Below are 24,362 nucleotides of genomic sequence, written 5' to 3'. Positions count from 1 at the left end.
GTCTTAGAAACGATATAGAAATAGGTGACGTCATGCAAGTATCAGAAGTGGAAGTGTTGATCGTCCTCGCCGAAGAGTTGAATATGAGAAAAGCCGCCGAGCGGTTGTTCGTCTCCCAACCGGCTTTAAGCCAACGCCTCGTCACAATCGAGCATCAGTGGGGCAAAAAGATTTTCGTCCGCTCGACGCGAGGCCTCGCCCTCACCCCGGACGGTGAGAAAATCATCGACTTCGCGAAAAAGATGTATAGCGAAGAGCAAGAACTTCGGGGAGAGTTGACGGCCAAGCAAGGCGAAGTGTATGGGACGCTCAAAATCGCGGTCGCCTCGATCATGGGACAGTATTGGTTGCCCCGCGTCTTGAAACGATTCATGGAACGGTATCCGTCCGTCCGAGTCAAACTCGTGACGGGCTGGTCGAGCGAGATGATGCGCTATATGCTCGAAGAGAGTTTCCATATCGGGATCATTCGCGGTAATCCGGACTGGCGCGGAGAAAAGATGAAACTGTTCTCAGATTCGCTTCACCTCGTTGATATGCGGATGACCGATTTAAAGCAGTTGAAAAATAACGAGCGCTCGTTCATTCAGTTTAAGAGTGACTCGACCTATTATCAAGAAATCCTTGAATGGTGGCAAGAGCGGTTCTCGAGTCCGCCGCTCACGACACTCGTCGTCGATCAGATCGAGACGTGCAAACAGATGGCGCTGCATGGGATTGGTTTTGCCATCTTGCCGGAGTCGACGATTCGCGATGTCGAGGCGATCAATAAGATCCCGCTCACGTCGTCGAACGGGACACCGCTCGTGCGTGACACGTGGATGTTGTCGACCGACTCGATGCTCGAGCTCGCGCAAGTGAAAGCGTTTTGGGAAATCGTTGAAGAAGTGACAAAGGAGAGTGTGGAATGAGTTGGGCCATAGAAGCTAGAAGACAGTTACATTTGATTCCAGAACCGGGTTACAAAGAGTTTAAAACACAAGCGACGCTTGAGGAGTTGATTCGTTCGTTTAACTCGTCACGGGTCCACATCTCGCATTGGCGCACCGGACTGTTCGTACGTGTCGACGGTCTTGTCGGCGACAAGACGATCGGGTATCGGGCCGATATGGACGGATTGCCGATCACGGAAGAGACAGGACTGGAGTTCGCCTCGGTCCATGAAGGCATGATGCATGCCTGTGGACATGACGTCCATATGGCGATCGCGCTCGGCTTGATCAAACGCGCGATCGAAGAGCCGCTCGATCATCATCTCGTCGTCTTTTTCCAACCGGCCGAAGAAGGGCCGGGCGGTGCGGAACCGATGGCGATGTCGGAGTTGTTCTATCATTTCCGTCCTGACGCGATGTTCGGTCTCCACGTGGCGCCGGAATATCCGGTCGGCACGATTGCCTCACGACCGGGCGTCTTGTTCGCGAGTGCGCGTGAGCTCCACCTCACGATTCACGGCAAGGGTGGGCACGGCGCTTTCCCGCATGCCGGGATTGACGCTGTCATCGTTCAGGCGGCATTGATCATGCAGCTGCAGACGATCATCTCTCGCAACATCGACCCGATGGGGAGCGCCGTGATCAGTATCGGTAAAGTCGCCGCCGGCACGAAAGAGAACATCATCGCCGAGACGGCCAAGCTCGATGGGACGATCCGGGCCCTGTCGGATAAAGAAATGGTCGTCCTTGAGCGCCGGATCCGTCAAGTCATCGCCGGTGTCGAGATGACGTATAACGTCCATATCGACCTCGAGTTCGGCAACCGGTACCATGAAGTAGTGAACGACGAACGGTATTTGTTCCAGTTCGAGGAAGCGGTCGAAGACGTCGGCTATTCGTATAAGACGTGCGTTCCGGCCATGACCGGTGAGGATTTCGGCTATATGTTGAAACAAGTGCCGGGGTTCATGGTGTGGCTCGGGGTGAACGACATGGGTTCAGGTCTTCATCAAGCGACGCTCAATCCAGATGAGCGGGCGATCGATGTCGCGGTCGAACTGTTCGACCATTTCTTTAGAACGGTCATTGTGAAGTGAACGAAGCGGACACGTTGCTGTCCGCTTTTTTTGTTGAAATGTGTTGAATTGTGCTTCCGATGTGAGGAAAAAGGGAAATTATTATGATTGTAAAGCGTCAATATTGTTAAGCTTGTTCAAATGTGAACATTTTGCGAACTCAAGCATTGAGACATTACAGCGCTATATAAAATCATTATGATAGGGGTATCCAAAGGAAATTATCTATGATGTTTCGTTTCACGCATCGGTGTGAAGCGCTAGAGAGAGATAGGAGGTAATCAATAGATGTTTCAAGATCCGGTCCTGATGAGTCGGGCGCTAACGGCACTCACGTTAGGTTTTCATGTGATTTTTGCCACAATCGGCGTCGGGGTTCCACTTTTAATTTTATTGGCAGAGTTTTTAGGTATTAAAAAGAAAGATCCGAAATACACTTTGATGGCTCGTCGGTGGTCGCGGGGCTATGTCGTGACCGTCGCGGTCGGTGTCGTCACCGGTACAGCCATCGGGCTGCAGTTATCACTGCTTTGGCCAAACTTGATGCGCGTCGCCGGTCAGACGATCGCGCTGCCGTTGTTCATGGAAACGTTCGCGTTCTTCTTTGAAGCGATCTTCCTCGGCATTTATTTGTACACGTGGGATCGGTTTAAAAACCCGTGGCACCATATGCTGATCGGGATTCCAGTCGCCGTTGGTGCACTGTTCTCAGGCTTCTTCATTACGACAGTCAACAGCTTTATGAACCAGCCTGTCGGATTTGATATCGTCGATGGGAAACTTGCGAACGTGAGTCCGCTCGAGGCGATGTTCAGCCCGGCGATGCCGACAAAGATGGCGCACGTATTAACGTCTGCCATTTTGACATCGGCGTTCATCTTAGCGGCGATTGCGGCCGTGCAGTTATTGCGCCAACGCCGTAACCAGCTCGACAAATTGTCTATCGAGTATCACAAAAAAGGTCTTCGTTTAACGATGACCGTCGCGCTCATCTTTGCGATTGCGACTGCGCTCGTCGGAGACTTCTCAGGTAAATACTTGGCGAAGTATCAGCCAGATAAGTTGGCGGCGGCAGAGTGGCATTTTGACACCTCCTCCGAAGCCGAACTCATCTTGGGCGGATGGCTCGAAGACGATGGTGAAGGTGGTTACGAAGTACGCGGGGCCATTAAAATCCCTTATGCGTTGTCAATCTTAGCGGGCGGTGTCCCAAACTATGAAGTGACGGGTCTTAATGAATTTGCGAAAGAGGACCAACCGCCACTGTTCATCCACTATCTGTTTGATGCGATGGTCGGAATCGGGATGCTTCTTGCGCTCATCTCATTCCTGTTCGTCCTCGGACGCTACATTAAGCGATTGCCTCAATTCAGCAAACCGATGCTGATTGCGATTGCGGCGGGAGGCCCTCTCGCCATGATGGCAATCGAGTTCGGGTGGTTCTTCGCCGAGTTTGGCCGTCAGCCATGGGCGCTCTATGATTTGATGCGCACGAGTGAGGCAGCGACGACGTCGGCTAACGTAGGTTGGATGCTCATCGCCTTCGCGATCCTATATGCGGTTCTTGGCGTGGTCACAGTGCTCGTCTTGACACGTCTGTTCAAGGACAACCCAGTCGGGAAAGAACTAAAACAATCGGAACATCGCGGCGAAGCGATGTTTGCGGATGAAGTGTGATCGGAGGATATGACATGCAAATTCAAGAATTAGGGATTGCCGTATTATGGACGTTTTTATACGGCTATCTCATCGTTGCATCGATTGATTTCGGTGCCGGCTTCTTCGCTTTCTATAGTAAGTACACGAAGCGAGACCAAAAAATCAATCGCCTGATTCAACGGTATTTGTCACCGACATGGGAAGTGACGAACGTCTTCTTCGTCTTCTTCTTCGTCGGAATCGTCGGGTTCTTCCCGGATACGGCTTACTATTATGGAACGGCCTTGTTAGTACCGGCCTCTGTCGTGTTGATCTTGCTCGCGATTCGCGGAAGTTTTTATGCGTTCGCGAACTACGGTTCGAAAGAGAGTACGTTTTACGTGTTCTTGTACGGGGCGACAGGTTTATTGATTCCGGCGGCGATGTCGACCGTGCTCACGGTCAGCCAAGGCGGATTCATTAACGAGACAGAGTCGGGTGTGTTCTTTGACGGATTGAAGTTGTTCACAAACTTCTACTCATGGACAGTCGTTATCCTTGCGATCGTGTCGGTGCTCTATATTAGTGCGATGTTCCTCTTGTTCTATGCGGACAAGGCACGTGATGTCGAAGCAGTCGGCCTCGTGCGCAAATGGGCGCTCTTCTGGAGTGTTCCGACGATCCTCGCTTCGGGCCTCGTCTTCTTCGGCTTAAAGTCACAGGCGGCATGGCACTATGAAAACATTTTGGCGGGTAACTGGTGGTGGTTCGCCGCGAGTTTCGTCTTCTTCATCATCGCCGTATCGTTCGTCTACTTGAAACGCAACTACGGACTCGCTTTCTTAATGGTCATGGGTCAGTTCTTCATGGCGTGGTTCGGATATGGCTATACGCATTTGCCGTATATCCTCTATCCGTATATCGACATTAACGGAAGCGTCGTCAACGAGTCGATGGCGATCGCGCTCGTCATCGTGTTCATTCTAGGATTGCTCTTACTCGTACCAGCGTTGTATTTATTGCTTCGTCTGTTCTTGTTCGACAATGACTATGTGCGTGGAAAGCGTTCAAGCGGTAAAGCATAAGACCGGGATTTCCCGGTCTTTTTTGTATAGTTTTTTTAGGGCGAATCGGTTACACTGTACGAAGAATCGGGAACAGAAACCGCTGTAGGGAAAGGGATGTTTTGAATATGACAGGTGAATTTGCAGTCATCGGGTTAGGTCGGTTTGGTGGGTCGATCGTGCGGGAGTTGTCGTCGAACGGATATGACGTGCTCGCCATCGACGTGGATGAAGAACGCGTCAATGAGTTCATGGGCCTAGCCACGCACGCGGTCATTGCTGACACGACCGATGAGAACGTCTTAAAGAGTCTTGGGATTCGTAACTTCGAACATGTGATCGTGGCAATCGGAGAAAATATTCAAGCCTCGATTTTGACGACGTTGATTTTGAAAGAGCTCGGTGTCCAAATCATCACGGTGAAAGCGACGAACGACTACCACGAAAAAGTCCTGCGTCGAATCGGTGCGGATAACATCGTCCACCCGGAACGCGATATGGGCGTCCGGATCGCCAACGGATTGATGAGCCAAAGTATCTTGGACTACCTCGAACTTTCAAATGAACATTCGATCGTCGAGATCAAGGCTTCTGATAAACTATCGAATAAATCACTGATCGATTTGGACCTTCGTGCCAAATACGGAGTCAACATCGTCGCCATCCGTCGTGGTGACGACGTCTTGATTTCCCCTCAAGCCGACGAGATGATCCTGCCGGAAGATATCTTGATCATCATCGGAAAAGATACTGACCTCGACCGGCTCGAACGCTCGCTTCGGTCAAGATAAAAACGAGAGGCGCGCGCCTCTCGTTGTTTTTAGATTAGCTTCATAGTTTTTAGTCCGTACTCGATCCCGTCTTCAAGAATCGATTTCGTCACAAAGTCGGCCGCTTCTTTTGCCTCGGCTCGTCCGTTGCCCATCGCGATGCCTGTACCGACGTATCGGAGCATCGCCAAGTCGTTCAACGCGTCACCGAAGGCGTATGTGTTCTCGAGGCGATAGCCGTTCGTCTCGATGAAGTGGCGAATGCCGTCCGCCTTGCTCGCCCCGCGATTGATGACGTCCATCGCATGCGGGTGCCACCGGATAAAATCGAATTCGCTATAAGCGTCGAGATAATGATGCTCTTCTTCAGGCGTGCAGTAGAGCAACGTCTGATAAACGTCCTGTTCAATGTGGAAGTTTGGCGCGTACGTCGGGATCGGCATATCGAGTTCACCGAGCGACTGTTCGACGACGTGGTCGTTCGGTTTCGTCGCGCCGCCACGGTCTTGTCCGAGATAGACGAGTGTGTGGTCAAACGTTCCCGCATGGTCCGTCAAACGGCTGAGCGCATGAGTCGGTAGCGTGTTCCGATAGACGATTTCCCCACGGTGGACGACGATTTGGCCGTTGTAGCACACCATGCTCTCGATTCCAAGTTGCTGCGGGATGTCTGAGAGCATCGCCGGGCCTCGTCCCGTCGCGATGAACGTCTCGACTCCGTTCGCACGAAGTTGTTCGATCGCCGCAATCGTCGAAGGCGGAATATACGTCCCTTCGTGGAGAAGTGTGCCGTCAATGTCAAAAAAGACTACTTTTTTATCTTCCATTCGAATCACCATGCTTTCTCTGTCTTGTTTAGGGTATTTCTATACAGAAAAGCATACCACGAAATCAAGAAACCGCCCTCAATCTGACGTCATTAGTGAAATTTTGTCACAATATGAGCTATAATGAAGAAAGAATCTTACGGAGACATAACTTTATCACGAGAATCACTTATGTATCACATAGATGAAAATCAACTAACTAGAAGTAAGGAGAGATTAAATGAAGTTTGTAAAGAACCATCAAACCGCTGTGTTCGCATTAGGCGGACTCGGAGAAATCGGGAAGAATACGTATGTCGCTCAATTTCAAGATGAGATCATTGTCATCGACGCCGGGATTATGTTCCCAGAGGATGACTTGCTTGGGATCGACTACGTCATTCCAGATTACTCATACTTGATCAAAAACAAAGAAAAAGTAAAAGGGGTGTTCATCACCCACGGTCACGAAGACCATATCGGTGGAATCCCGTTCTTGTTGAAACAAGTCAAACTGCCGATCTATGCGACAAAGCTCGCCCTCGGGTTGATCAAAGTGAAACTTGAGGAGCACGGCTTGCTTCGCGAGGCCGAATTGCATGAAATCGATGAGGATACGATCGTCAAGTTCAGAAAGACGAGTATCTCGTTCTTCCGGACGACCCACTCGATTCCGAACTCGCTCGGTGTCGTCGTCAAGACGCCACAAGGCAACATCGTCCATACCGGCGACTTCAAGTTCGACTTCACACCGGTCGGCGAGCCGGCTGATATCGCCAAAATGGCTGAGATCGGGAAAGAAGGCGTCCTTTGTCTCTTGTCGGACTCGACGAACGCAGAAATCGAAGGGTTCACGATGAGTGAAAAAGTCGTCGGCGGGACGATCAGTGAGACGTTCCGTAAAGCGGAAGGGCGCATCATCTTCGCGACGTTCGCCTCGAACATCTATCGTCTGCAACAAGTCATCGACTCTTGTGCTGAGACGGGCCGCCACTTGCTCATCTTCGGTCGCTCGATGGAAAAAGTCATGACGATCGGACAAGATCTCGGCTTTATCAACGTACCAAAAGGAATGATTATCGAGACGAACCAGATGCGCAACTTCCAACCACATGAAGTGGCGATTCTCTGTACCGGATCACAAGGTGAACCGATGGCTGCGCTCAGCCGGATTGCGAACGGGACACACCGTCAAGTTTCGATCATCCCTGGCGACACGGTCATCTTCTCATCGTCACCGATTCCTGGTAACGCCGTGTCGGTCGGTAAAACGATCAACCAACTGTACAAAGCGGGCGCTGACGTCGTCTACGGTAAACTCACGAACATCCATACGTCAGGTCACGGATCGCAACAAGAGCAGCTGCTCATGATCCGCTTGCTCAACCCGAAATTCTTCATGCCGATTCACGGAGAGTACCGCATGTTAGTGAAACATGCCGAGCTCGCGCAATCGGTCGGGATCCCGAAAGAGAACACGTTCGTAATGGACAACGGCGAAGTGCTCGCCGTCGATGCCGATTCGGCTGCCATTACAGGAAAAATTTCGGCGAACGCCGTCTATGTTGACGGAAACGGCATCGGTGACATCGGCAATATCGTCTTACGCGATCGCCGGATCTTGTCAGAAGATGGACTTGTCGTCGTCGTCATCAGCATCGACGGCAAGACGCGAAAACTCGTCTCCGGACCCGATATCATCTCGCGCGGATTCGTGTACATGCGTGAATCGGGCAGCCTGATTCGTGACGGTGAGCGCTTGCTCAAGAAGACGGTCGAACAAGGCTTATCGAACAAGCAGATGAAATGGTCAGAGATGAAGCAACTTGTCTCGGATACACTCACGCCATACTTGGCTCAAAAAACACGAAGACACCCAATGGTTCTTCCGATCATTATGGAAGTATAAACGAACGGGCTGTAGGTGACTACAGCCCGTTTTTTAGAGAATGAAAAAAGGGGCGGTGCGTATGGAACGGAAGAAGCGTAAGACAGGTTGGCTCAAGTGGGGACTTGCCGCATTTGCGATCTTATTTTTAGTCACGATGATTTATCATCAAGTAAAACCGCTGCCAGAAGGGGTGTCTCGAGCATCCGAACCGGTAAACATCTCGGATGACCAAATCGATTTTTTGTCTGATTTGACATACCAAGGAGAAGACACCGAAGTCAATGAGCAAGAGATCTTCCAAGATGTCGAGCGATCGATCCGCGAGGCCCGGGAGTATATCGTCATGGACTTTTTCTTATTCAATCCATATTCAAATGAAGATCGACCGTATCCGGACATCACGGCCCGCCTGTCGTCAGCACTCATAGAACAGATGGAGCTCTATCCGGACTTGAACGTCGTCTTGATCACAGACGAGATCAACACGACGTATAACGGTCACGCGTCTGACCATTTAGACGTGCTCAAGGAAGCGGGCGCGGAGATCGTCTACACGAACCTCGACGCGTTACGTGACCCGAATATCTTGTACTCGACGTTGTATCGCATCGGATTCCAATGGTTCGGGGACAGCCAAAACGGTTGGCTCCCGAACCCGATGGCGAAATCGGCACCGGACATCACGATTCGTTCTTATTTACGGTTACTGAACGTGAAAGCGAACCATCGCAAAGTCATGGTGACGGAGAACGACGGGTTCGTCCTCTCGGCGAATCCGCATGACGCGTCCGGTTACCATTCAAATGTCGGCGTCCGACTCGACGGTCCGATCCTAGCTGACATTCTTGAAGGGGAAGAGGCGATCGCCCGGTTCTCGAAAGGGGACGCGAGCCGTTTCCCGAGTGAAGAAAAGCTCGCCGCCTTACGTGACGAGGATTCGGACGGACCGATGCAGGTTCGTTACGTCACCGAGTCGAAAATTCAAGAAGCCGTCGTGAAAGCGATGGACGAGGCGGAAGCGGGCGAGACGATTTGGATCGGCATGTTCTATTTGGCCGATCGGAACATCATCCAAGCAATCCACGATGCCGCCGAGCGCGGCGTGTTCGTCAAGCTCATCCTTGACCCGAACACGAACGCGTTCGGGCGTGATAAGTCGGGTCTCCCGAACTTGCCGGTCACGGCTGAGCTCGTCGAAGTCAATCCGGAACAGATCGAGGTCCGTTGGTACGAAGTCGGGAAAGAACAATATCATCCGAAGATGCTCTACGTCGAAGGCGAGCAGCGTGTCGTTGTGATGGGGTCAGGCAACTATACGACCCGGAATATGAACGACTATAACCTCGAGGCGGACGTTGAAGTGACGACTGCGACCGAGACTGAGTTCATGCGCGAAGTCGATAGCTATTTCAAACGGCTTTGGAACAACGAGGACGGGACGTACACCGTCGCTTATGATGAGATTCAGACCGACTTGCCGATCGGCAAGTACTTGCTCTACTGGTTACAGAAGTTGACGTGGACGATGACCTACTGACCTAAAAACAAGCCCGTCCTCATCAGAGGGCGGGCTTCAGCTTGTTGACTAACATGATTGCTATGGCTCGTCCTTTCGGCGCCCACGCTTTCCGCAGGCAATCCCGGAGCCGCATCGCGACTCGCGTCGCTGCTGGGTCTCCGTTGGATTGCAATCCTGCAGGAGTCGCGGCGCCATCGGACGAGCAACGCACACGGTCCCATCTGGCGGCGGTCACCGCACAAAACATGAAGAAGCTGACCAGTTCATTGGCCTGGAGAGACCGTATACATACCATTTTTTCAATCTTGTGCCGGGCAGAGTGACTCGAGGTCATCGAACATAAAAAAGACGAACCAATTCGCGAAAAGCGAATTGGTTCGTCAACAGCCTAAGTCCGTCCTCATCAGAGGGCGGGCTTGTTTTATTGCGTTTCGACTGGATTGAACTCATTTGAATACTCGTATAAGAACTCGCCCGTCTCACGGAGCACGTCCGTCTTTCGATGAAGTGAGAAGTGATCGTATGGGACGGTCTCGGTACCGATATTGTTCGTGTATTCCTCGAGCAAGAGCGAGCTCGACGGTTCGATCAAGTTGAACTCGCCGCCTCGTCCTGAGAACGAATACACTTGGACGGAGCGGGGCCACGTTTCAAGCTTGGCCTGGAACGACTTGAGCCCATCAGAACTCGGCGACAAGTCGCGGATGGCCGGACTGCCCGTGTTCACACCGAAGTTGCTGGCGGATAAACCGAAGTTGGCGAGGCGCGTCCCGGCGAACGGGCTATCAAACGTAACGAGCTTATCGACGATATACTCGTCTTGGTTCAAAATGTAGTTGGCTGCGGCGACACCGCCCATACTGTGACCAATTACATACATGCGGTCGAACGAACGGTTTCGTTCCGCTTTGTACTCTTCGATGGCGAGGTTCAACCATTTCGTCTGGTTGTTCAAGGACGCTTCAGCATCCTCATATTCAATCCGGACGATCGGTCGGTTCGAACTGTAATCATTGATGACGCAGTCGACCGCTCCTTTCGCTGTCACCGTACAAAGCGCACCGTCTTTGGCAAGTCCGCGCTGCTCCATGTATTGGGAGAAGCGGAGGAACGTCCGGTCGGTCCCGAGCAGGCCGTGGACGGCGAACGTCGGGATGAACTCATCGGTTTGAGCGGCTTGACGGATGGCTTCGACTTTTCGATCGTTCGTCAGTTCTTCACGTACGGTCACGATAATGATGGCTAACGCTAACAGGATGATCAACATACCGAGCACGCGCGAACGGATTGATGTCCGGTCGGGGTTTCCGACATTTTTCCGAGATCTCCGCCAAACGAAGAAAGCAGTCACACTAGCAATGAGGGCAACGACGATCGTGATGATCCACGCTTTGACGTTCGGTACGTGCGCGACAAGCATCATATTGTTTTGGCGTCCGCCGTACACTTGCCACTCGACTTGTTTCATCGAACGAGGGTCAAGGCCGGTCCCGTCCTCGACGAACACACCGGTCGGTACCGTCAAATTGAAACGGATGTCGGCTTGGCGGATGTAACGCTCGGCGAGTTCTTTCGGGGAACCGCTCAAGTTGACACCAGGCAAGTCGACGCGATCGAGACGTAAATCCAAGTTCGTCTTCAATACGTATGAATCGAACCAAATGCCGTCTTCCTTTTGAACGTCAAATTCCACGTCGGGGGGAACGAGGACACCGGCCGGTCCGGTCTTCCATTCCTGTTTAATGTTTTGCAGCTCATCGACGTTTTTGAACGTCTTCTTTAACACCATACCTTCGTAATCGTCTTCGCTCGAATAGTCTCGAGTCGCATAGCCGTTATCGTTCGCTTGTTGTTTCCACGTTTCCCAGTCGAGCCGTAAGTTTAATAGCTTCATGACCGGGTGATCGCGGAACGCATACGTCGTCTCGAGCGTGACAGACTGATCGTAGTGGACGGTGGCGTCATATTCGATCCGGACGCATCCACCGATTAAAAGAAACAAGAATGGGAATAGGAACAACAGTGTCTTTTTTTTCACGCTCGTCACCTCAGATCGGTTCACCGTATGTTTCTAGCGGATTGGTCGTATTAATGCGGTCATAAAACAGGACGCCGTCCAAGTGGTCGAGTTCGTGTTGGCAGACGATGGCTCGCATCCCGCGAAGACGTAACTTGATCGGATTGCCGTCACGGTCAAATCCTTCGAGGGTGATGCGACGGTGACGGGGTACGTTGCCTTTGACGATGCGATCGACAGATAAGCAGCCTTCACCGCCGTTCAAATACGTCTGTTCGAGCGAGTGACTCGTGATTTTCGGATTGAAGATCGACAGCTTGAACGTCTCTTCTTCCTCTTTTAGTAGGACGGTGAAGAACCGGCGATTGACACCGAGTTGTGGTGCAGCAATTCCGACACCGCCGCGAAGCTCATATTTCTCACTGATCTCAGGGTCTTGGCTGTTGACGAGGAACGTTTCCATCTCGTCGAGCAGGGCGAGGTCTTCTGCCGTAGGTGGAAGCGAGACTTCACTTGAACGGTTACGGAGCCGCTCATCTCCTTCACGAATCACGTCTTTCATTGTTAACATGGGTAAACTTCCTTTCCAATTGCGATATGTCCAATTATATCATATTTAATGAGCGAATCGCTCAGATGGTACAGAAGGTGAAATGAAAATGATACAGAGCGTAAAACATTCGAAAAATGTGTTCATGTAAGCGTTTTTATGGAGTGAGCATATTTTTTGCGTTATTGTAACAACCCGTTTTATACTGACAAGGAAACGGCAGGAGAAGTCATACTTTCCTGAATCACGTTAATACAGATTGCTTTTTTGGACAGATACACTTAAGATTTGAGGTAGTGTTTGATCACAAAAAAAGACAATTGTCTCATAGTTGAAAGGATGAGGTGAAACGAATGAACAACGTTCAGGTACTTCAAAACGTGGAAGAAAACTTCCAAACGTTCCGTATTCTCGACGAGAAGGGCGAGGTCGTCAACCAAGACGCAATGCCAGATGTAACGGACGAGCAACTTCAGGAGCTTATGCGCCGCATGGTCTATACTCGAATTTGGGATCAGCGTGCCATCTCGCTTAACCGTCAAGGACGCCTAGGTTTCTACGCGCCAGTGGCAGGGCAAGAAGCAACGATGATCGGGACGCAATACGCGCTCGACAAGCAAGACTGGATTCTTCCGGGTTACCGCGATATCCCGCAACTCGTATTCCACGGACTTCCGCTTTATCAAGCGTTCTTGTTCTCACGTGGTCACGTGGCAGGAAACCGCATCCCAGAAGACGTTAACGTCTTAATGCCACAAATCATTATCGGTGCACAAATCATTCAAACAGCGGGTGTGGCCATGGGTCTCAAACGCAACGGCAACACGAACGTCGCCATTACTTACACGGGTGACGGCGGATCGTCACAAGGTGACTTCTACGAAGGTATGAACTTCGCAGGTGCATTCAAATCACCAGCTATCTTCGTCGTTCAAAACAACCGCTTCGCAATCTCGACACCTGTTGAGAAGCAGACGGCAGCTAAAACGATCGCGCAAAAAGCTGTAGCAGCGGGCATCAACGGAATCCAAGTTGACGGTATGGACGTACTTGCTGTCTTCGCCGCAACACAACAAGCGCGTAAAGACGCACTTGATGGGACACCGACGCTCATCGAAGCACTCACATACCGTTACGGACCACATACGCTCGCTGGGGATGACCCAACACGTTACCGTACGAAAGAACTCGATTCAGAGTACCAAGAAAAAGATCCACTCGTACGTTTCCGTCTTTTCCTCGAAGGCAAAAAGCTTTGGAGCGAAGACATGGAGAACGAAGTGATCGAACAAGCGAAAGCAGACGTGAAAGAAGCGATCAGCCTCGCGGACAAAGAACCAAAACAAAAAGTTTCGGACTTCATCAACAACATGTTCGAAACACTCCCTTCAAACTTGAAAGAGCAGCTTGAAGAATATACAGCAAAGGAGTCGAAGTAAGTTATGGCTCAAATGACAATGATCCAAGCGATTACTGATGCGATGCGCGTTGAAATGAAGCGCGACGAGAAAGTACTTCTTTTCGGAGAAGACGTTGGTAAAAACGGTGGGGTCTTCCGTGCAACGGAAGGTCTCCAAGACGAGTTAGGCGAAGACCGCGTCTTCGATACGCCACTCGCTGAGTCTGGTATCGGCGGTCTCGCGATCGGTCTTGCACTCACAGGCTTCCGTCCAATCATGGAAGTTCAATTCTTCGGATTCGTATTCGAAGTGTTTGACTCAGTTGCTGCCCAAATGGCACGTATGCGTTACCGTTCAGGCGGCGCTTACAGCCAGCCGGTTACAATCCGTTCACCTTTCGGTGGCGGCGTTAAAACACCAGAACTTCATGCGGACAGCCTTGAAGGATTGATGGCTCAGACACCTGGTCTTAAAGTCGTCATCCCGTCAACACCGTATGATGCAAAAGGTCTTTTGATCGCGTCAATCCGTGACAACGACCCAGTCGTATTCCTCGAGCACATGAAACTTTACCGTTCGTTCCGTGGCGAAGTACCAGAAGGCGACTACACGATCGAGCTTGGAAAAGCAGACGTGAAACGCGAAGGTACTGACGTTTCGATCATCACATACGGTGCGATGGTTCATACTTCACTCAAAGCAGCTGAAGAACTCGAAAAAGAAAACATCAACGTCGAAGTAATCGACCTCATGACAATCAGCCCGCTTGATATCGACACAATCGTCGAGTCAGTTAAAAAGACTGGCCGCGCGATCGTCGTTCAAGAGGCACAGCGTCAAGCAGGGATTGCGGCGAACGTCGTAACTGAAATTCAAGAACGCGCGATTCTTCACCTCGAAGCACCAGTGCTTCGTGTAACTGCACCAGACACGGTCTTCGCTTTCGCACAAGGTGAAGATGCATGGTTACCTGACCATAAAGATGTCGTTGCAAAAGTTAAAGAAGTTATCAACTTCTGATCGTGTTCATTTAACGATAAGGGAGAATTGTCTCCCTTGTCGTGTTTACATGATTATTCGATAGGAGGAAAAACCAGTGGCAGTATTTGAATTTAAATTACCAGACATCGGTGAAGGAATTCACGAAGGTGAGATCGTCAAGTGGTTCGTCAAAGCAGGGGATACAGTGAAAGAGGATGACATCCTCCTCGAAGTTCAAAACGACAAAGCCGTCGTTGAGATTCCTGCTCCGGTCGACGGAACAGTCAAGGAAGTTAAAGTCTCTGAAGGAACAGTTGCCATCGTCGGCGACGTCCTCATCACGTTCGATATCGAAGGTGACGCACCAGCCGGTGAAGAAGAGGCAGCTCCTGAACAGCCAAAAGCTGAAGAGAAGACAGAAGAGATTCAAGAAGACGTGAAAGAAGACGGTCCACGTGAAGTTCAACTTCACAAGTCTGAGCGTGTTATCGCCATGCCTTCGATTCGCAAGTACGCTCGTGAAAAAGGCGTCGACATCCGTGAAGTCAAAGGAACTGGCGACAACGGTCGCGTTCTTAAAGAAGACATCGACGCGTTCGCAAACGGTGAAGCACCGACAGCGGAAGCTACAACAGAGAAAACAGAATCTGTAGCGACGGCCTCGGCTGCGAAGACGGAAATCAAGCCTTACGAGTCAGCTACACCTGAACTCGAAACGCGCGAGAAAATCCGTGGTATCCGTAAAGCGATCTCGAAAGCGATGGTCAACTCGAAACATACGGCTCCGCACGTAACACTCATGGACGAAGTCGATGTCACGAAACTTGTCGCACTCCGTAAAGAGTTCAAACAAGTCGCGGCTGACCAAGGCGTGAAACTCACGTACTTGCCATTCGTCGTCAAAGCATTGACAGCGGCAGCGAAAGCTTACCCAACAATCAACGCGTCAATCGACGATGTAAACGAAGAAATCGTCTACAAAAACTACTACAACATCGGTATCGCAGCTGATACGGATAACGGCCTCGTCGTTCCTGTCGTCAAAGATGCGGACCGTAAATCAGTCTACGCACTTGCAAACAACATCAATGAGCTTGCTGGCAAAGCCCGTGAAGGCAAACTTGCTGGGGACGACATGAAAGGCGGATCGATCACAATCACGAACATCGGTTCAGCTGGTGGACAATGGTTCACACCTGTCATCAACCACCCGGAAGTTGCAATTCTCGGTATCGGCCGCATTGCTGAAAAAGCTGTCGTCAAAGACGGAGAGATTGTCGCAGCACCAGTGCTCGCACTTTCATTCAGCTTTGACCACCGTCTCATCGATGGTGCGACTGCTCAAAACGCGCTCAACATGGTCAAACGCTTGCTTCAAGATCCAGCACTTCTAATGATGGAGGGATAATAACATGGTAGTAGGAGAATTCGCACAAGAAACTGATTTACTTGTCATCGGCGCAGGTCCTGGTGGATACGTCGCAGCAATCCGCGGCGCACAACTCGGACTCAAAGTTACAATCGTTGAAAAAGGCAACTTTGGCGGTGTCTGCTTGAACGTCGGTTGTATCCCATCAAAAGCGTTGATCACGGCTGGGCACAACTTCCAGCACGCTAAAGGTCACTCGTCAATGGGAATCACATCTGACAACGTGTCAGTTGACTTCACGAAAGTCCAAGACTGGAAACAGTCGGTCGTCAACAAATTGACTGGCGGCGTCAAAGGTCTTTTGAAAGGCAACAAGATCGAGATCGTTCAAGGTGAAGCGTTCTTCGCAGCTGAAGACACAGTTCGTGTCATCACAGAAGATAGCTCAACTCCTTACAAGTTCAAGAAAGCGATCATCGCGACTGGTTCGACACCAATCGAGATCCCATCGTTCAAATGGTCAAAACGCGTTCTTTCTTCAACTGGCGCATTGGCTCTTCCAGAAGTTCCGAAAAAGCTCGTCGTCATCGGTGGCGGCTACATCGGAATGGAACTTGGGACAGCGTATGCGAACTTCGATACTGAAGTCGTAGTCGTTGAAGGCGCAAGCGACATCTTGTCTGGCTTCGAGCCACAAATGACGCAAATCGTCAAAAAGAAACTCAAACAAAAAGGCAACGTCACGATCCACACGAACGCTCTTGCAAAAGGCGTCGAGGAAACGGAAGACGGCGTTATCGTGAAGTTTGAAGTGAACGGCGAAGAACAGACTGTTGAAGCGGACTACGTCCTCGTCACAGTCGGACGCCGTCCGAACACTGGCGACATCGGCCTCGAGAATGCTGAAGTTAAAATCAGCGACCGCGGCATCATCGAGATCGACGACCAGTGCAAGACGTCGAACGAAAACATTTTTGCAATCGGCGACATCGTACCAGGACCACCGCTCGCACACAAAGCTTCTTACGAAGCAAAAGTTGCAGCGGAGGCAGCTGCAGGTAAGCCGGCTTACCTCGACTACTCAGCAATCCCAGCGGTCGTCTTCACTGACCCTGAACTTGCGACAGTTGGTTACACAGAACCGCTCGCTAAAGAAGAAGGACTCGATTTCACAGTATCGAAATTCCCATTCGCAGCGAACGGTCGTGCCCTCGCTCTCGACGAGCCAGACGGCTTCATGAAGCTCATCACGCGTAAAGAGGACGGTCTTTTGATCGGTGCTCAAATCGCGGGTACAGGCGCTTCTGATATGATTGCCGAGCTTGGTCTCGCCATCGAAGCAGGCATGACAGCTGAAGATATCGCGCTCACAATCCACGCTCACCCATCACTCGGTGAGATGGCAATGGAAGCGGCAGAAATCGCAATGGGTATGCCAATCCACGTCGTTAAGTAATACAAAAACTCTCTCGCTACTCGCGGGAGAGTTTTTTGATGTAGTGGACGGTTCGTTCGACTTCATCGAAATCGATTCGAGCATGAAAACGTTGGCTCCCCTCATTGTCAAGCTCCGTATCTGAAGCGAGTTCGTCACAGCCTTTCGACCGAGCGTATGATGCGGCAGCTTCGACGAGCCGGGTCGCCACATCCTGCCCGCGTACGGATTCGTCAACGTATATCCCTTCTAAGAACGCAGTTGGAGAAGAGACGGCGCCGGGAACATAGTCATGTCTGAAACTGAGCTGGCAAAACCCGACTGCCGTGTTGTCGGTCGCCAAAAAATAATGCATCTTGCCGGAACGCAATCCGAGACGAAGCTCGGCCGTCAACTCGATCAACGGGGCGTCGGGCCAGAGCGCTTGCATGAGCGTCAATAGTGCGGCTTCGTCGCGCGCGCTTGCTTTTCGAATGTTCATGAGTCATCCTCCCTAGGTTTCACAAGTTCAGTATAAAGGAAAATAACATATGAAGTCAGAAAGGAGGGAATGATCATGGCGTTTGATGAGGAGCTATTATATACCGTTTCCGAGACGAGCCGCGTTCGGTTTACCGGCATCGAAACCGAGACGTCTCGTTATGATTTCGGATTTGTCTATACGCACCAGTTCATGGGGAAAGTACTCGTCGTCTGCATGCAGACCGGACAGTCAGCCCTTCTCGATATGCATGCGCTCGAAGAACCGAGACAGCTTTATCCGATGCTCGGAATCAATCTGTATGACACCGATCATGTTGCTGAATTTTTGCGTCTTTGTCTCGAGGAAGGGACGAAAGATGAAAAAACTTCAGAATCACCTCTTGAAAAAATGTAAGCGTTTTCTTATAATGGGTAGTAGGGGAAGCAATTCGATCATCATAAGCATCTTTTCTTCTGATGACACAAAGCGAGCCGGTCAATTTGACCGGCTCGCTTTCGTTTAGCGGATTGCTTTCGTTTGTTGGATGACTTTAATCATTTGAAGCGACTCGTCTTCAAGACCTTGAACCGGTAAACCAGCTTCGATATTGGCCGTGATGTATTCGAGTGTCGATGCCGTGATCAATTCTCCAGGAATGATGATAGGAATCCCTGGTGGATACACCATGATGAACTCAGCCGAAATTCGTCCGACAGCGTTCTCGAGGGGAATCGTTTCCGTCTCTTCGTAGAACGCGTCTCGTGGGCTGAGCGCGAGTGGTGGGATCTCGGGGAGCATGATCGATAAAGAATCGTTCCCAGACTGCTTATACACCGATACGACATCGTGCATCGCATCGATAAGTGCTTGAATCGTCGACTCATCGTCGGCACTCGTCACGATGAAGAGGACGTTCAACAAATCGGACATCTCGACTTCGATGCGGTGATGTTCGCGCAAATATTTCTCGATTTCAAATCCGGTAATTCCAAGCTCACGAACCGATACGAGTACTTTCGTCTCATCTAAGGCGTACGTCGACTCAGAATGGAGCTCAGAGTGGCCGTAGACCGATAAATGCGGCATGTTGTTGATGGCGACGCGTGCCATTCGTGAGAGCGTGAGGGCGCGTTCGTTCATGGCCTCACCTTTTGTCGCCAATTGGCGCCGGGCTGCGTCGAGCGAGGCGAGAAGTAGGTAGGACGTCGACGTCGTCGTAATCATCGAGAGCATCGCGTGGATCCGCTCTGGAGAGACAAGACCGCGGCGTACGTTCAAAATCGAGCTACCTGTCATCGAGCCACCGAGCTTATGCACGCTCGTCGCAGCGACGTCTGCGCCCGCTTGCATCGCCGACAGAGGGAGCTCGTCGTGGAATGGCAAGTGGACACCGTGCGCTTCGTCAACGAGTACAGGGACGTCCTGAGCGTGAGCAACGGCGACGATGCGTTCGAGGTCACCAGCGACACCGAAGTACGTCGGGTTGATGACGAGGACGGCTTTCGTGTCAGGATGCAGCTCGAGCGCGCGCTCGACAGCGCTTGCCGTGATGCCGTGGGCGATCCCGTACGTCTCATCATATTCAGGATGAATGAATACAGGATGGGCTCCGGTCAAGACGAGCGCTGACATTACGGATTTATGCACGTTACGCGGGACGATAATTTTTTCGTTCGGCCCGACGACGCCCATGATCATTGCCATGATGGCGCTCGATGTACCTTGGACCGAGAAAAATGTCTCATCAGCACGGAACGCTTCAGCAGCGAGACGCTCGGCTTCAGCAATCGAAGCTTTCGGATGATGCAAGTCATCAAGTGGAGCGATGTTGATCAAATCGATTTTTAAAGCATTTTCGCCGATGAAGTCACGAAATTCGGGATCCATTCCTTTTCCGCCTTTATGACCGGGAATATGGAACGCAATCGGATTTGTATTGACGTGTTTGAGCAACGTCTCAAATAGCGGCGTGTCGAGCTGTGTAGACCCTTTAATTTTCAATAGTAAGCCCTCCTTGAAATCAGCGTTTGTATGGGATCGGTCGTTTACGTATACTAAGTTTCTTTACCCGGTGAATGATTGGTCTGCTATGCAGAAAAACGATGCAACAAAAAAACTATAGAGATTTCCAAGTCAACTTGCAATAGTTTTTTTTGTTGATACAATGGTTGTCGAGGTGAAGAATATGCAAATCAACTATCCAATCAATCCGGACTGGACGACGGAAGAACTGATCGAAGTCGTCGAGTTCTATAATCAAGTCGCACTCGCCAACGAAGGCGGCGTCGATCGGGAAGAATTTTTAGCAACGTATCGGTCGTTCAAACAAATCGTGACATCAAAATCAGAAGAGAAGCAACTGAGCGCTGTCCACGATGAGCAGACCGGATACTCTACCTATCGTACGGTCCAAGCGGCCTTGAAATCAAATACTAAGATTATCAGGTTGTAACAAATGAATTGCAGGAACCGACGAATCTGTCGGTTGCTGCTTTTTTTAGTTAATACCTTAAGAAATAGGGTACATATCACTAACGGTTATTTAAGGTTTAGGACCGGTTGAAGTGGGAATATATCCACTAAGATAAAAAATTCAAAATAGTCAGACAATTCTCTTTCTTTTTTGAATCTCATCTGATATACTCAATTCAACTTACTAAACCGTAACTTGTAGCCCAACAAAAGGAGTGTGGCATCTCATGAAACAAGTGATTGAGGCATTCAAAAGAAAAGACGCAGAAAAACGGATTCCGGTGCTGCGCCTAGAGATTGATTATGAATTGGCAACACTCTTCGATGCAATGGCGTCACAAGACGATGCCACTGTCCAGGCTAGCAAGCATCGGTTAGAGAAATACCGCCAAGAACTTTTGCGTCTCGAAGCCTGACCCACAACCGCTCATTCAACCAGTATTCCACGCGAATACTGGTTTTTGTTTGCTATAATACATAGAGAGGTGATAAATATGTTGGAATGGTTTGCGATTGATCTAATCAAACAAGCAGGGGAATATATCCGCCTTCAAATTGATGAAAGTTATCGGATCGAGCGGAAGACGGGCAAAGGGGACTTGGTCACTGAAATCGATCGAGCGGTCGAACAACTGATCGTCGACCGCATCCGAGCGGCATATCCGGAGCATCAGATCGTCGGAGAAGAAGGCATCTCGACACAGCCTGACAAGTTGACAGGGACGGTTTGGTTTGTCGATCCGATCGACGGGACGCTCAATTTTATTCATCAAAAGCGGATGTTCGCCATCTCGATCGCGATTATGGTCGATGAGGTCGTCGAGTATGGATTTGTCTATGATGTGATGGCTGACGAGCTGTTCGTGGCACGACGTGGTTATGGGGCGACGCTCAACGGACGGAAGTTGCCGCAGCTTCATGAACATCACGTCCGTGACGCATTTTTGAGTATGAATGCGACGTGGGTGACCCCGAACCAACAGATTGCGCCGGAAGTGTTGGCACCGATCGTCCGCGACTCTGTCGGGACACGAGCGCACGGGGCCGCCTCACTCGAACTGGCTTGGGTTGCGGCCGGACGGGTCGACGGCTATATCACGATGCGCAATATGCCGTGGGATTACGCGGCCGGAAAACTTCTCGTCGAAGAAGTCGGGGGACGCGTCGTCTCCTTATACGGTGAACCCGTCAGCTATAAAGGGAAGACATCGGTCCTCGGCGGGAGCGAGACGTTCGTCAAGGACGTCATCAAGCATTACGTCATCGCCAAAAACGTGGCGCCTGAAGTGAGGCCAGACCTTGTGATTGAACCGAACAAAACGTACGATCGCGTGCGCGATTTGCTCGTCTTGGCGAATCCGAACGAGGCGATGGTGCAAGCGCAATACGCACAGGGCACGACATTTGAGGCTTTACTCGGCGGTGAACTCGTCGGGGCGTATATGCTTGTCCGTCGCAGTGCGGAATCGGTCGAACTCGTCAACATCGCTGTCAAACCTGACCGTCAAAACCAGACGATCGGGCAACGGATGCTCCAAGACGCCATCCGTCGGGCGGCTAGCGGAAGTGCGAGCGAACTGCTCGTCTGCACGGGCAACTCAAGCATCGTCCAGTTGCGCTTCTATCAACAAGCCGGATTCCGTTTTGCTTCGGTCGAACGCGATTATTTTCCGAACCATGGCTACGAGGCGATCGAAGAAGACGGACTCGTGTTGCGAGACCGCATCTGTTTGACGCGAGAATTATAAAACAAGGCCCAAGGCGCTCGCCTCGGGCCTGTTCGTTATGGGCGTCGGTCTGCTAGGACACGGCGGCGCAAGTTGATGCCGAAGAATGTAGCGACCGCGCTCAACGCGAGACTGCCAACGATGATGGCGGTACTCGCTTCGGCGACACCGATGCCGATACCGACAAAACCGGCGACGACGGCGATTGCGATCAAGACGAACATGAGTTGCATCGAAATTCCCCCTTTTTTTCTTGGCTCTATCTCATTGTAAGCAAAATCAGCGCAATTGGAAACGGTAACAGACTATATAACGTGACAAAGGTGGTAGCACCTGTGCTATACTCTTTAAGTTGAATACAAAGTTGAAACTTTTCAAATAAGAGAGGAATAACTACATGAATTTAAGAACTAACCTCCGTAACGTAGCCATCATCGCCCACGTTGACCATGGTAAAACAACGTTAGTCGATGAACTATTGAAACAGTCTGGTACTTTCCGGACAAACGAAATGGTAGCAGAGCGCGCCATGGACTCGAACGATATCGAACGTGAGCGCGGGATCACAATCCTCGCTAAAAACACGGCAATCGATTATAAAGATACTCGCATCAACATCGTAGATACGCCAGGACACGCCGACTTCGGTGGTGAAGTTGAGCGGATCATGCGTATGGTTGACGGCGTTATTCTTGTTGTCGATGCACGTGAAGGCTGTATGCCACAAACACGCTTCGTATTGAAGAAAGCACTTGACCAAGGACTTCGCCCGATCGTTGTCGTCAACAAAATCGACAAAGCGATGGTCCGTCCGCTCGACGTCGTCGATGAAGTCGTAGACTTATTGATCGATCTCGGAGCAGATGAAGATCAACTTGAATTCCCTGTCGTCTATACGTCTGCAGTCAGCGGTTCAAGTTCGTTCGATCCTGATCCTGAGAAGCAAGAAGATACAATCACGCACGTACTCGATACGATTCTTGAGAACACACCGGCACCAATCGACAACTCGGATGAGCCGCTTCAGTTCCAAGTCACGATGCTCGACTATGATAACTACCTCGGTCGTATCGGAGTCGGTCGCGTCTTCCGTGGGAAAATCAAAGTCGGAGACCAAGTCTCACTTTGCAAAACGGACGGATCGATCAAACAACTTCGCGTCACGAAGCTATTCGGTTACTTCGGACTCAAACGTGTTGAAATCGAAGAAGCTAAAGCTGGTGACTTGATCGCCATCGCCGGGATGGAAGACATCAACGTCGGTGAAACGGTCACACCGGTCGGTAAAGAAGAGCCGCTTACGCTTCTTCGCATCGATGAGCCAACGCTTCAAATGCGTTTCATGACGAACAACTCTCCATTTGCAGGACGCGAAGGCGATTTCGTGACAGCACGTAAAATCGAAGAGCGTTTGATGAAACAACTTGAGACGGACGTTTCGCTCCGTGTCGAAAACACAGACTCGCCTGACCAATGGGTCGTATCAGGACGTGGTGAACTTCACCTCGGTATCTTGATCGAGAACATGCGTCGCGAAGGGTACGAGATCCAAGTTTCGAAACCACAAGTTATCATCCGTACAGCTGAAGACGGTACGAAAATTGAGCCTTTCGAGCGCGTCATCATCGACGTACCGGAAGAGTACACAGGTTCAGTCATGGAATCGATCGGTCTCCGTAAAGGTGAACTCGCGAACATGAACACGAACGATAACGGTCAAACTCGTATGGAATTTATCGTTCCTTCACGTGGTCTCATCGGATATCGTAACGAGTTCTTGTCGGCGACACGCGGATACGGAATCTTGAACCATACGTTCGAAGAGTATCGTCCGTTCATTCCTGCTGATATCGGCGGTCGCCGTAGCGGTGTCATGGTTTGTATCGAAGCTGGTAAGTCAACGGCTTACTCAATCGGTGCACTCGAAGACCGTGGGACGATCTTCATCGAACCAGGTACAGATGTATACGAAGGTATGATCATCGGTGAATGTAACCGTGACGTCGATCTCGCGATCAACGCCGTCAAAGGGAAACAGTTGACGAACATGCGTGCATCATCGAAAGACTCGACACAAGTCTTGAAACGTCCGCGCGTCTTCTCGCTTGAAGAGTCGCTTACGTTCTTGAACGATGACGAGTACTGCGAAATCACACCGCTCTCGATTCGACTCCGTAAAAAGGTCTTGAACAAGAACGAACGTGAAAAAGCTGACAAGCGTCGTAAACTTGGTAAAGAATAAGTAGAAAAGG

The 24,362-nt window shown here is 50.7% G+C and carries 22 protein-coding genes; 16 read left to right on the top strand and 6 right to left on the bottom strand.

Annotation, left to right across the window (positions count from 1 at the left end):
- Window positions 1-32: 32 nt before the first annotated feature.
- The 5 genes from EVJ21_RS03080 (at window position 33) to EVJ21_RS03060 (ending at window position 5,501) form a co-directional block, all read left to right on the top strand.
- Window positions 33-911 carry a transcriptional regulator CcpC gene (locus tag EVJ21_RS03080; protein ID WP_070327606.1) on the top strand — a complete coding sequence of 293 codons (879 nt, stop codon included), beginning with the start codon at window positions 33-35 and terminating at the stop codon, window positions 909-911.
- Window positions 908-2,029 (top strand): N-acetyldiaminopimelate deacetylase, encoded by a 1,122-nt coding sequence (locus EVJ21_RS03075; RefSeq protein WP_070327605.1) that lies wholly within the window; start codon window positions 908-910, stop codon window positions 2,027-2,029. The genes EVJ21_RS03080 and EVJ21_RS03075 overlap by 4 nt, the downstream gene beginning before the upstream one ends.
- 267 nt (window positions 2,030-2,296) lie before the next feature.
- Window positions 2,297-3,685 carry a cytochrome ubiquinol oxidase subunit I gene (locus EVJ21_RS03070; protein WP_131465385.1) on the top strand — a complete coding sequence of 463 codons (1,389 nt, stop codon included), beginning with the start codon at window positions 2,297-2,299 and terminating at the stop codon, window positions 3,683-3,685.
- 14 nt (window positions 3,686-3,699) lie between these two features.
- Window positions 3,700-4,731 carry a cytochrome d ubiquinol oxidase subunit II gene (locus EVJ21_RS03065; protein ID WP_070327603.1) on the top strand — a complete coding sequence of 344 codons (1,032 nt, stop codon included), beginning with the start codon at window positions 3,700-3,702 and terminating at the stop codon, window positions 4,729-4,731.
- Between the two features lie 107 nt (window positions 4,732-4,838).
- Window positions 4,839-5,501, top strand: a complete 663-nt coding sequence (locus EVJ21_RS03060; protein WP_071399517.1) for a potassium channel family protein — start codon at window positions 4,839-4,841, stop codon at window positions 5,499-5,501.
- Window positions 5,502-5,530: 29 nt separating this feature from the next.
- On the opposite strand, the gene EVJ21_RS03055 is transcribed toward EVJ21_RS03060, so the two are convergent.
- On the bottom strand, window positions 5,531-6,319 hold the full coding sequence (locus EVJ21_RS03055; protein WP_173647404.1) for a Cof-type HAD-IIB family hydrolase: 789 nt from the start codon (window positions 6,317-6,319) through the stop codon (window positions 5,531-5,533).
- Window positions 6,320-6,527: 208 nt separating this feature from the next.
- Between EVJ21_RS03055 and rnjA the strand changes: the two genes are divergently transcribed.
- Window positions 6,528-8,195: a ribonuclease J1 gene (gene rnjA / locus EVJ21_RS03050; protein WP_070327600.1), complete on the top strand. Its 1,668-nt coding sequence runs from the start codon at window positions 6,528-6,530 to the stop codon at window positions 8,193-8,195.
- Between the two features lie 61 nt (window positions 8,196-8,256).
- Window positions 8,257-9,714 carry a phospholipase D family protein gene (locus EVJ21_RS03045; RefSeq protein WP_083273978.1) on the top strand — a complete coding sequence of 486 codons (1,458 nt, stop codon included), beginning with the start codon at window positions 8,257-8,259 and terminating at the stop codon, window positions 9,712-9,714.
- A 403-nt stretch (window positions 9,715-10,117) separates the two neighbouring features.
- On the opposite strand, the gene EVJ21_RS03040 is transcribed toward EVJ21_RS03045, so the two are convergent.
- Window positions 10,118-11,743 carry an alpha/beta hydrolase gene (locus EVJ21_RS03040; RefSeq protein WP_131465608.1) on the bottom strand — a complete coding sequence of 542 codons (1,626 nt, stop codon included), beginning with the start codon at window positions 11,741-11,743 and terminating at the stop codon, window positions 10,118-10,120.
- Between the two features lies 1 nt (window position 11,744).
- Complete coding sequence (gene def, locus EVJ21_RS03035; RefSeq protein ID WP_131440389.1) at window positions 11,745-12,284, bottom strand: peptide deformylase; 540 nt, start codon at window positions 12,282-12,284, stop codon at window positions 11,745-11,747.
- Between the two features lie 332 nt (window positions 12,285-12,616).
- On the opposite strand from def, the gene pdhA reads away from it, so the two are divergent.
- The 4 genes from pdhA (at window position 12,617) to lpdA (ending at window position 17,469) form a co-directional block, all read left to right on the top strand.
- Window positions 12,617-13,702, top strand: a complete 1,086-nt coding sequence (pdhA, locus tag EVJ21_RS03030; protein WP_070327597.1) for a pyruvate dehydrogenase (acetyl-transferring) E1 component subunit alpha — start codon at window positions 12,617-12,619, stop codon at window positions 13,700-13,702.
- Between the two features lie 3 nt (window positions 13,703-13,705).
- Window positions 13,706-14,683: an alpha-ketoacid dehydrogenase subunit beta gene (locus EVJ21_RS03025; RefSeq protein WP_070327596.1), complete on the top strand. Its 978-nt coding sequence runs from the start codon at window positions 13,706-13,708 to the stop codon at window positions 14,681-14,683.
- A 76-nt stretch (window positions 14,684-14,759) separates the two neighbouring features.
- Complete coding sequence (locus EVJ21_RS03020) at window positions 14,760-16,052, top strand: dihydrolipoamide acetyltransferase family protein (RefSeq protein ID WP_070327595.1); 1,293 nt, start codon at window positions 14,760-14,762, stop codon at window positions 16,050-16,052.
- A 4-nt stretch (window positions 16,053-16,056) separates the two neighbouring features.
- Entirely contained in the window at window positions 16,057-17,469 is a 1,413-nt protein-coding gene (gene lpdA, locus EVJ21_RS03015; protein WP_070327594.1) for a dihydrolipoyl dehydrogenase, read from the top strand.
- Window positions 17,470-17,485: 16 nt separating this feature from the next.
- Here lpdA and aac(6') read toward each other — a convergent pair whose 3' ends face one another.
- On the bottom strand, window positions 17,486-17,929 hold the full coding sequence (aac(6'), locus tag EVJ21_RS03010; RefSeq protein ID WP_131489865.1) for an aminoglycoside 6'-N-acetyltransferase: 444 nt from the start codon (window positions 17,927-17,929) through the stop codon (window positions 17,486-17,488).
- Window positions 17,930-18,004: 75 nt separating this feature from the next.
- Between aac(6') and EVJ21_RS03005 the strand changes: the two genes are divergently transcribed.
- Entirely contained in the window at window positions 18,005-18,325 is a 321-nt protein-coding gene (locus tag EVJ21_RS03005; RefSeq protein ID WP_070327592.1) for a DUF3055 domain-containing protein, read from the top strand.
- 105 nt (window positions 18,326-18,430) lie between these two features.
- Here the strand turns inward: EVJ21_RS03005 and EVJ21_RS03000 are convergent, their stop codons facing one another.
- Window positions 18,431-19,912 carry an aminotransferase class I/II-fold pyridoxal phosphate-dependent enzyme gene (locus EVJ21_RS03000; protein WP_070327591.1) on the bottom strand — a complete coding sequence of 494 codons (1,482 nt, stop codon included), beginning with the start codon at window positions 19,910-19,912 and terminating at the stop codon, window positions 18,431-18,433.
- Between the two features lie 184 nt (window positions 19,913-20,096).
- Between EVJ21_RS03000 and EVJ21_RS02995 the strand changes: the two genes are divergently transcribed.
- The 3 genes from EVJ21_RS02995 (at window position 20,097) to EVJ21_RS02985 (ending at window position 22,131) form a co-directional block, all read left to right on the top strand.
- Window positions 20,097-20,363 (top strand): UPF0223 family protein, encoded by a 267-nt coding sequence (locus tag EVJ21_RS02995; protein ID WP_070327590.1) that lies wholly within the window; start codon window positions 20,097-20,099, stop codon window positions 20,361-20,363.
- Between the two features lie 247 nt (window positions 20,364-20,610).
- Complete coding sequence (locus EVJ21_RS02990) at window positions 20,611-20,799, top strand: hypothetical protein (RefSeq protein WP_015881266.1); 189 nt, start codon at window positions 20,611-20,613, stop codon at window positions 20,797-20,799.
- Between the two features lie 78 nt (window positions 20,800-20,877).
- On the top strand, window positions 20,878-22,131 hold the full coding sequence (locus EVJ21_RS02985) for an inositol monophosphatase family protein (protein WP_131489864.1): 1,254 nt from the start codon (window positions 20,878-20,880) through the stop codon (window positions 22,129-22,131).
- A gap of 35 nt (window positions 22,132-22,166) precedes the next feature.
- On the opposite strand, the gene EVJ21_RS15410 is transcribed toward EVJ21_RS02985, so the two are convergent.
- Window positions 22,167-22,343, bottom strand: coding sequence for a DUF5325 family protein (locus EVJ21_RS15410; RefSeq protein ID WP_167615659.1), 177 nt, complete (start codon window positions 22,341-22,343; stop codon window positions 22,167-22,169).
- A gap of 164 nt (window positions 22,344-22,507) precedes the next feature.
- On the opposite strand from EVJ21_RS15410, the gene typA reads away from it, so the two are divergent.
- Window positions 22,508-24,352 (top strand): translational GTPase TypA, encoded by a 1,845-nt coding sequence (typA, locus tag EVJ21_RS02980; RefSeq protein WP_070327588.1) that lies wholly within the window; start codon window positions 22,508-22,510, stop codon window positions 24,350-24,352.
- The last annotated feature ends 10 nt before the right edge of the window (window positions 24,353-24,362 follow it).

The organism is Exiguobacterium sp. SH0S2 (assembly GCF_004337185.1).
GTDB classification, from domain to species: domain Bacteria; phylum Bacillota; class Bacilli; order Exiguobacteriales; family Exiguobacteriaceae; genus Exiguobacterium; species Exiguobacterium aurantiacum_A.
The sequence above is the reverse complement of the archived record's forward strand: the minus strand, read 5'-3'. Positions and strand labels throughout refer to the sequence as shown.

What these genes read in the sequence shown, in the direction of transcription:
- EVJ21_RS03080 (WP_070327606.1), top strand. Translation starts at nt 33, where the DNA reads ATGCAAGTATCAGAAGTGGAAGTGTTGATCGTCCTCGCCGAAGAGTTG.
- EVJ21_RS03075 (WP_070327605.1), top strand. Translation starts at nt 908, where the DNA reads ATGAGTTGGGCCATAGAAGCTAGAAGACAGTTACATTTGATTCCAGAA.
- EVJ21_RS03070 (WP_131465385.1), top strand. Translation starts at nt 2,297, where the DNA reads ATGTTTCAAGATCCGGTCCTGATGAGTCGGGCGCTAACGGCACTCACG.
- EVJ21_RS03065 (WP_070327603.1), top strand. Translation starts at nt 3,700, where the DNA reads ATGCAAATTCAAGAATTAGGGATTGCCGTATTATGGACGTTTTTATAC.
- EVJ21_RS03060 (WP_071399517.1), top strand. Translation starts at nt 4,839, where the DNA reads ATGACAGGTGAATTTGCAGTCATCGGGTTAGGTCGGTTTGGTGGGTCG.
- EVJ21_RS03055 (WP_173647404.1), bottom strand. Translation starts at nt 6,319, where the DNA reads ATGGTGATTCGAATGGAAGATAAAAAAGTAGTCTTTTTTGACATTGAC.
- rnjA (WP_070327600.1), top strand. Translation starts at nt 6,528, where the DNA reads ATGAAGTTTGTAAAGAACCATCAAACCGCTGTGTTCGCATTAGGCGGA.
- EVJ21_RS03045 (WP_083273978.1), top strand. Translation starts at nt 8,257, where the DNA reads ATGGAACGGAAGAAGCGTAAGACAGGTTGGCTCAAGTGGGGACTTGCC.
- def (WP_131440389.1), bottom strand. Translation starts at nt 12,284, where the DNA reads ATGTTAACAATGAAAGACGTGATTCGTGAAGGAGATGAGCGGCTCCGT.
- pdhA (WP_070327597.1), top strand. Translation starts at nt 12,617, where the DNA reads ATGAACAACGTTCAGGTACTTCAAAACGTGGAAGAAAACTTCCAAACG.
- EVJ21_RS03025 (WP_070327596.1), top strand. Translation starts at nt 13,706, where the DNA reads ATGGCTCAAATGACAATGATCCAAGCGATTACTGATGCGATGCGCGTT.
- lpdA (WP_070327594.1), top strand. Translation starts at nt 16,057, where the DNA reads ATGGTAGTAGGAGAATTCGCACAAGAAACTGATTTACTTGTCATCGGC.
- EVJ21_RS03005 (WP_070327592.1), top strand. Translation starts at nt 18,005, where the DNA reads ATGGCGTTTGATGAGGAGCTATTATATACCGTTTCCGAGACGAGCCGC.
- EVJ21_RS02995 (WP_070327590.1), top strand. Translation starts at nt 20,097, where the DNA reads ATGCAAATCAACTATCCAATCAATCCGGACTGGACGACGGAAGAACTG.
- EVJ21_RS02990 (WP_015881266.1), top strand. Translation starts at nt 20,611, where the DNA reads ATGAAACAAGTGATTGAGGCATTCAAAAGAAAAGACGCAGAAAAACGG.
- EVJ21_RS02985 (WP_131489864.1), top strand. Translation starts at nt 20,878, where the DNA reads ATGTTGGAATGGTTTGCGATTGATCTAATCAAACAAGCAGGGGAATAT.
- EVJ21_RS15410 (WP_167615659.1), bottom strand. Translation starts at nt 22,343, where the DNA reads ATGCAACTCATGTTCGTCTTGATCGCAATCGCCGTCGTCGCCGGTTTT.
- typA (WP_070327588.1), top strand. Translation starts at nt 22,508, where the DNA reads ATGAATTTAAGAACTAACCTCCGTAACGTAGCCATCATCGCCCACGTT.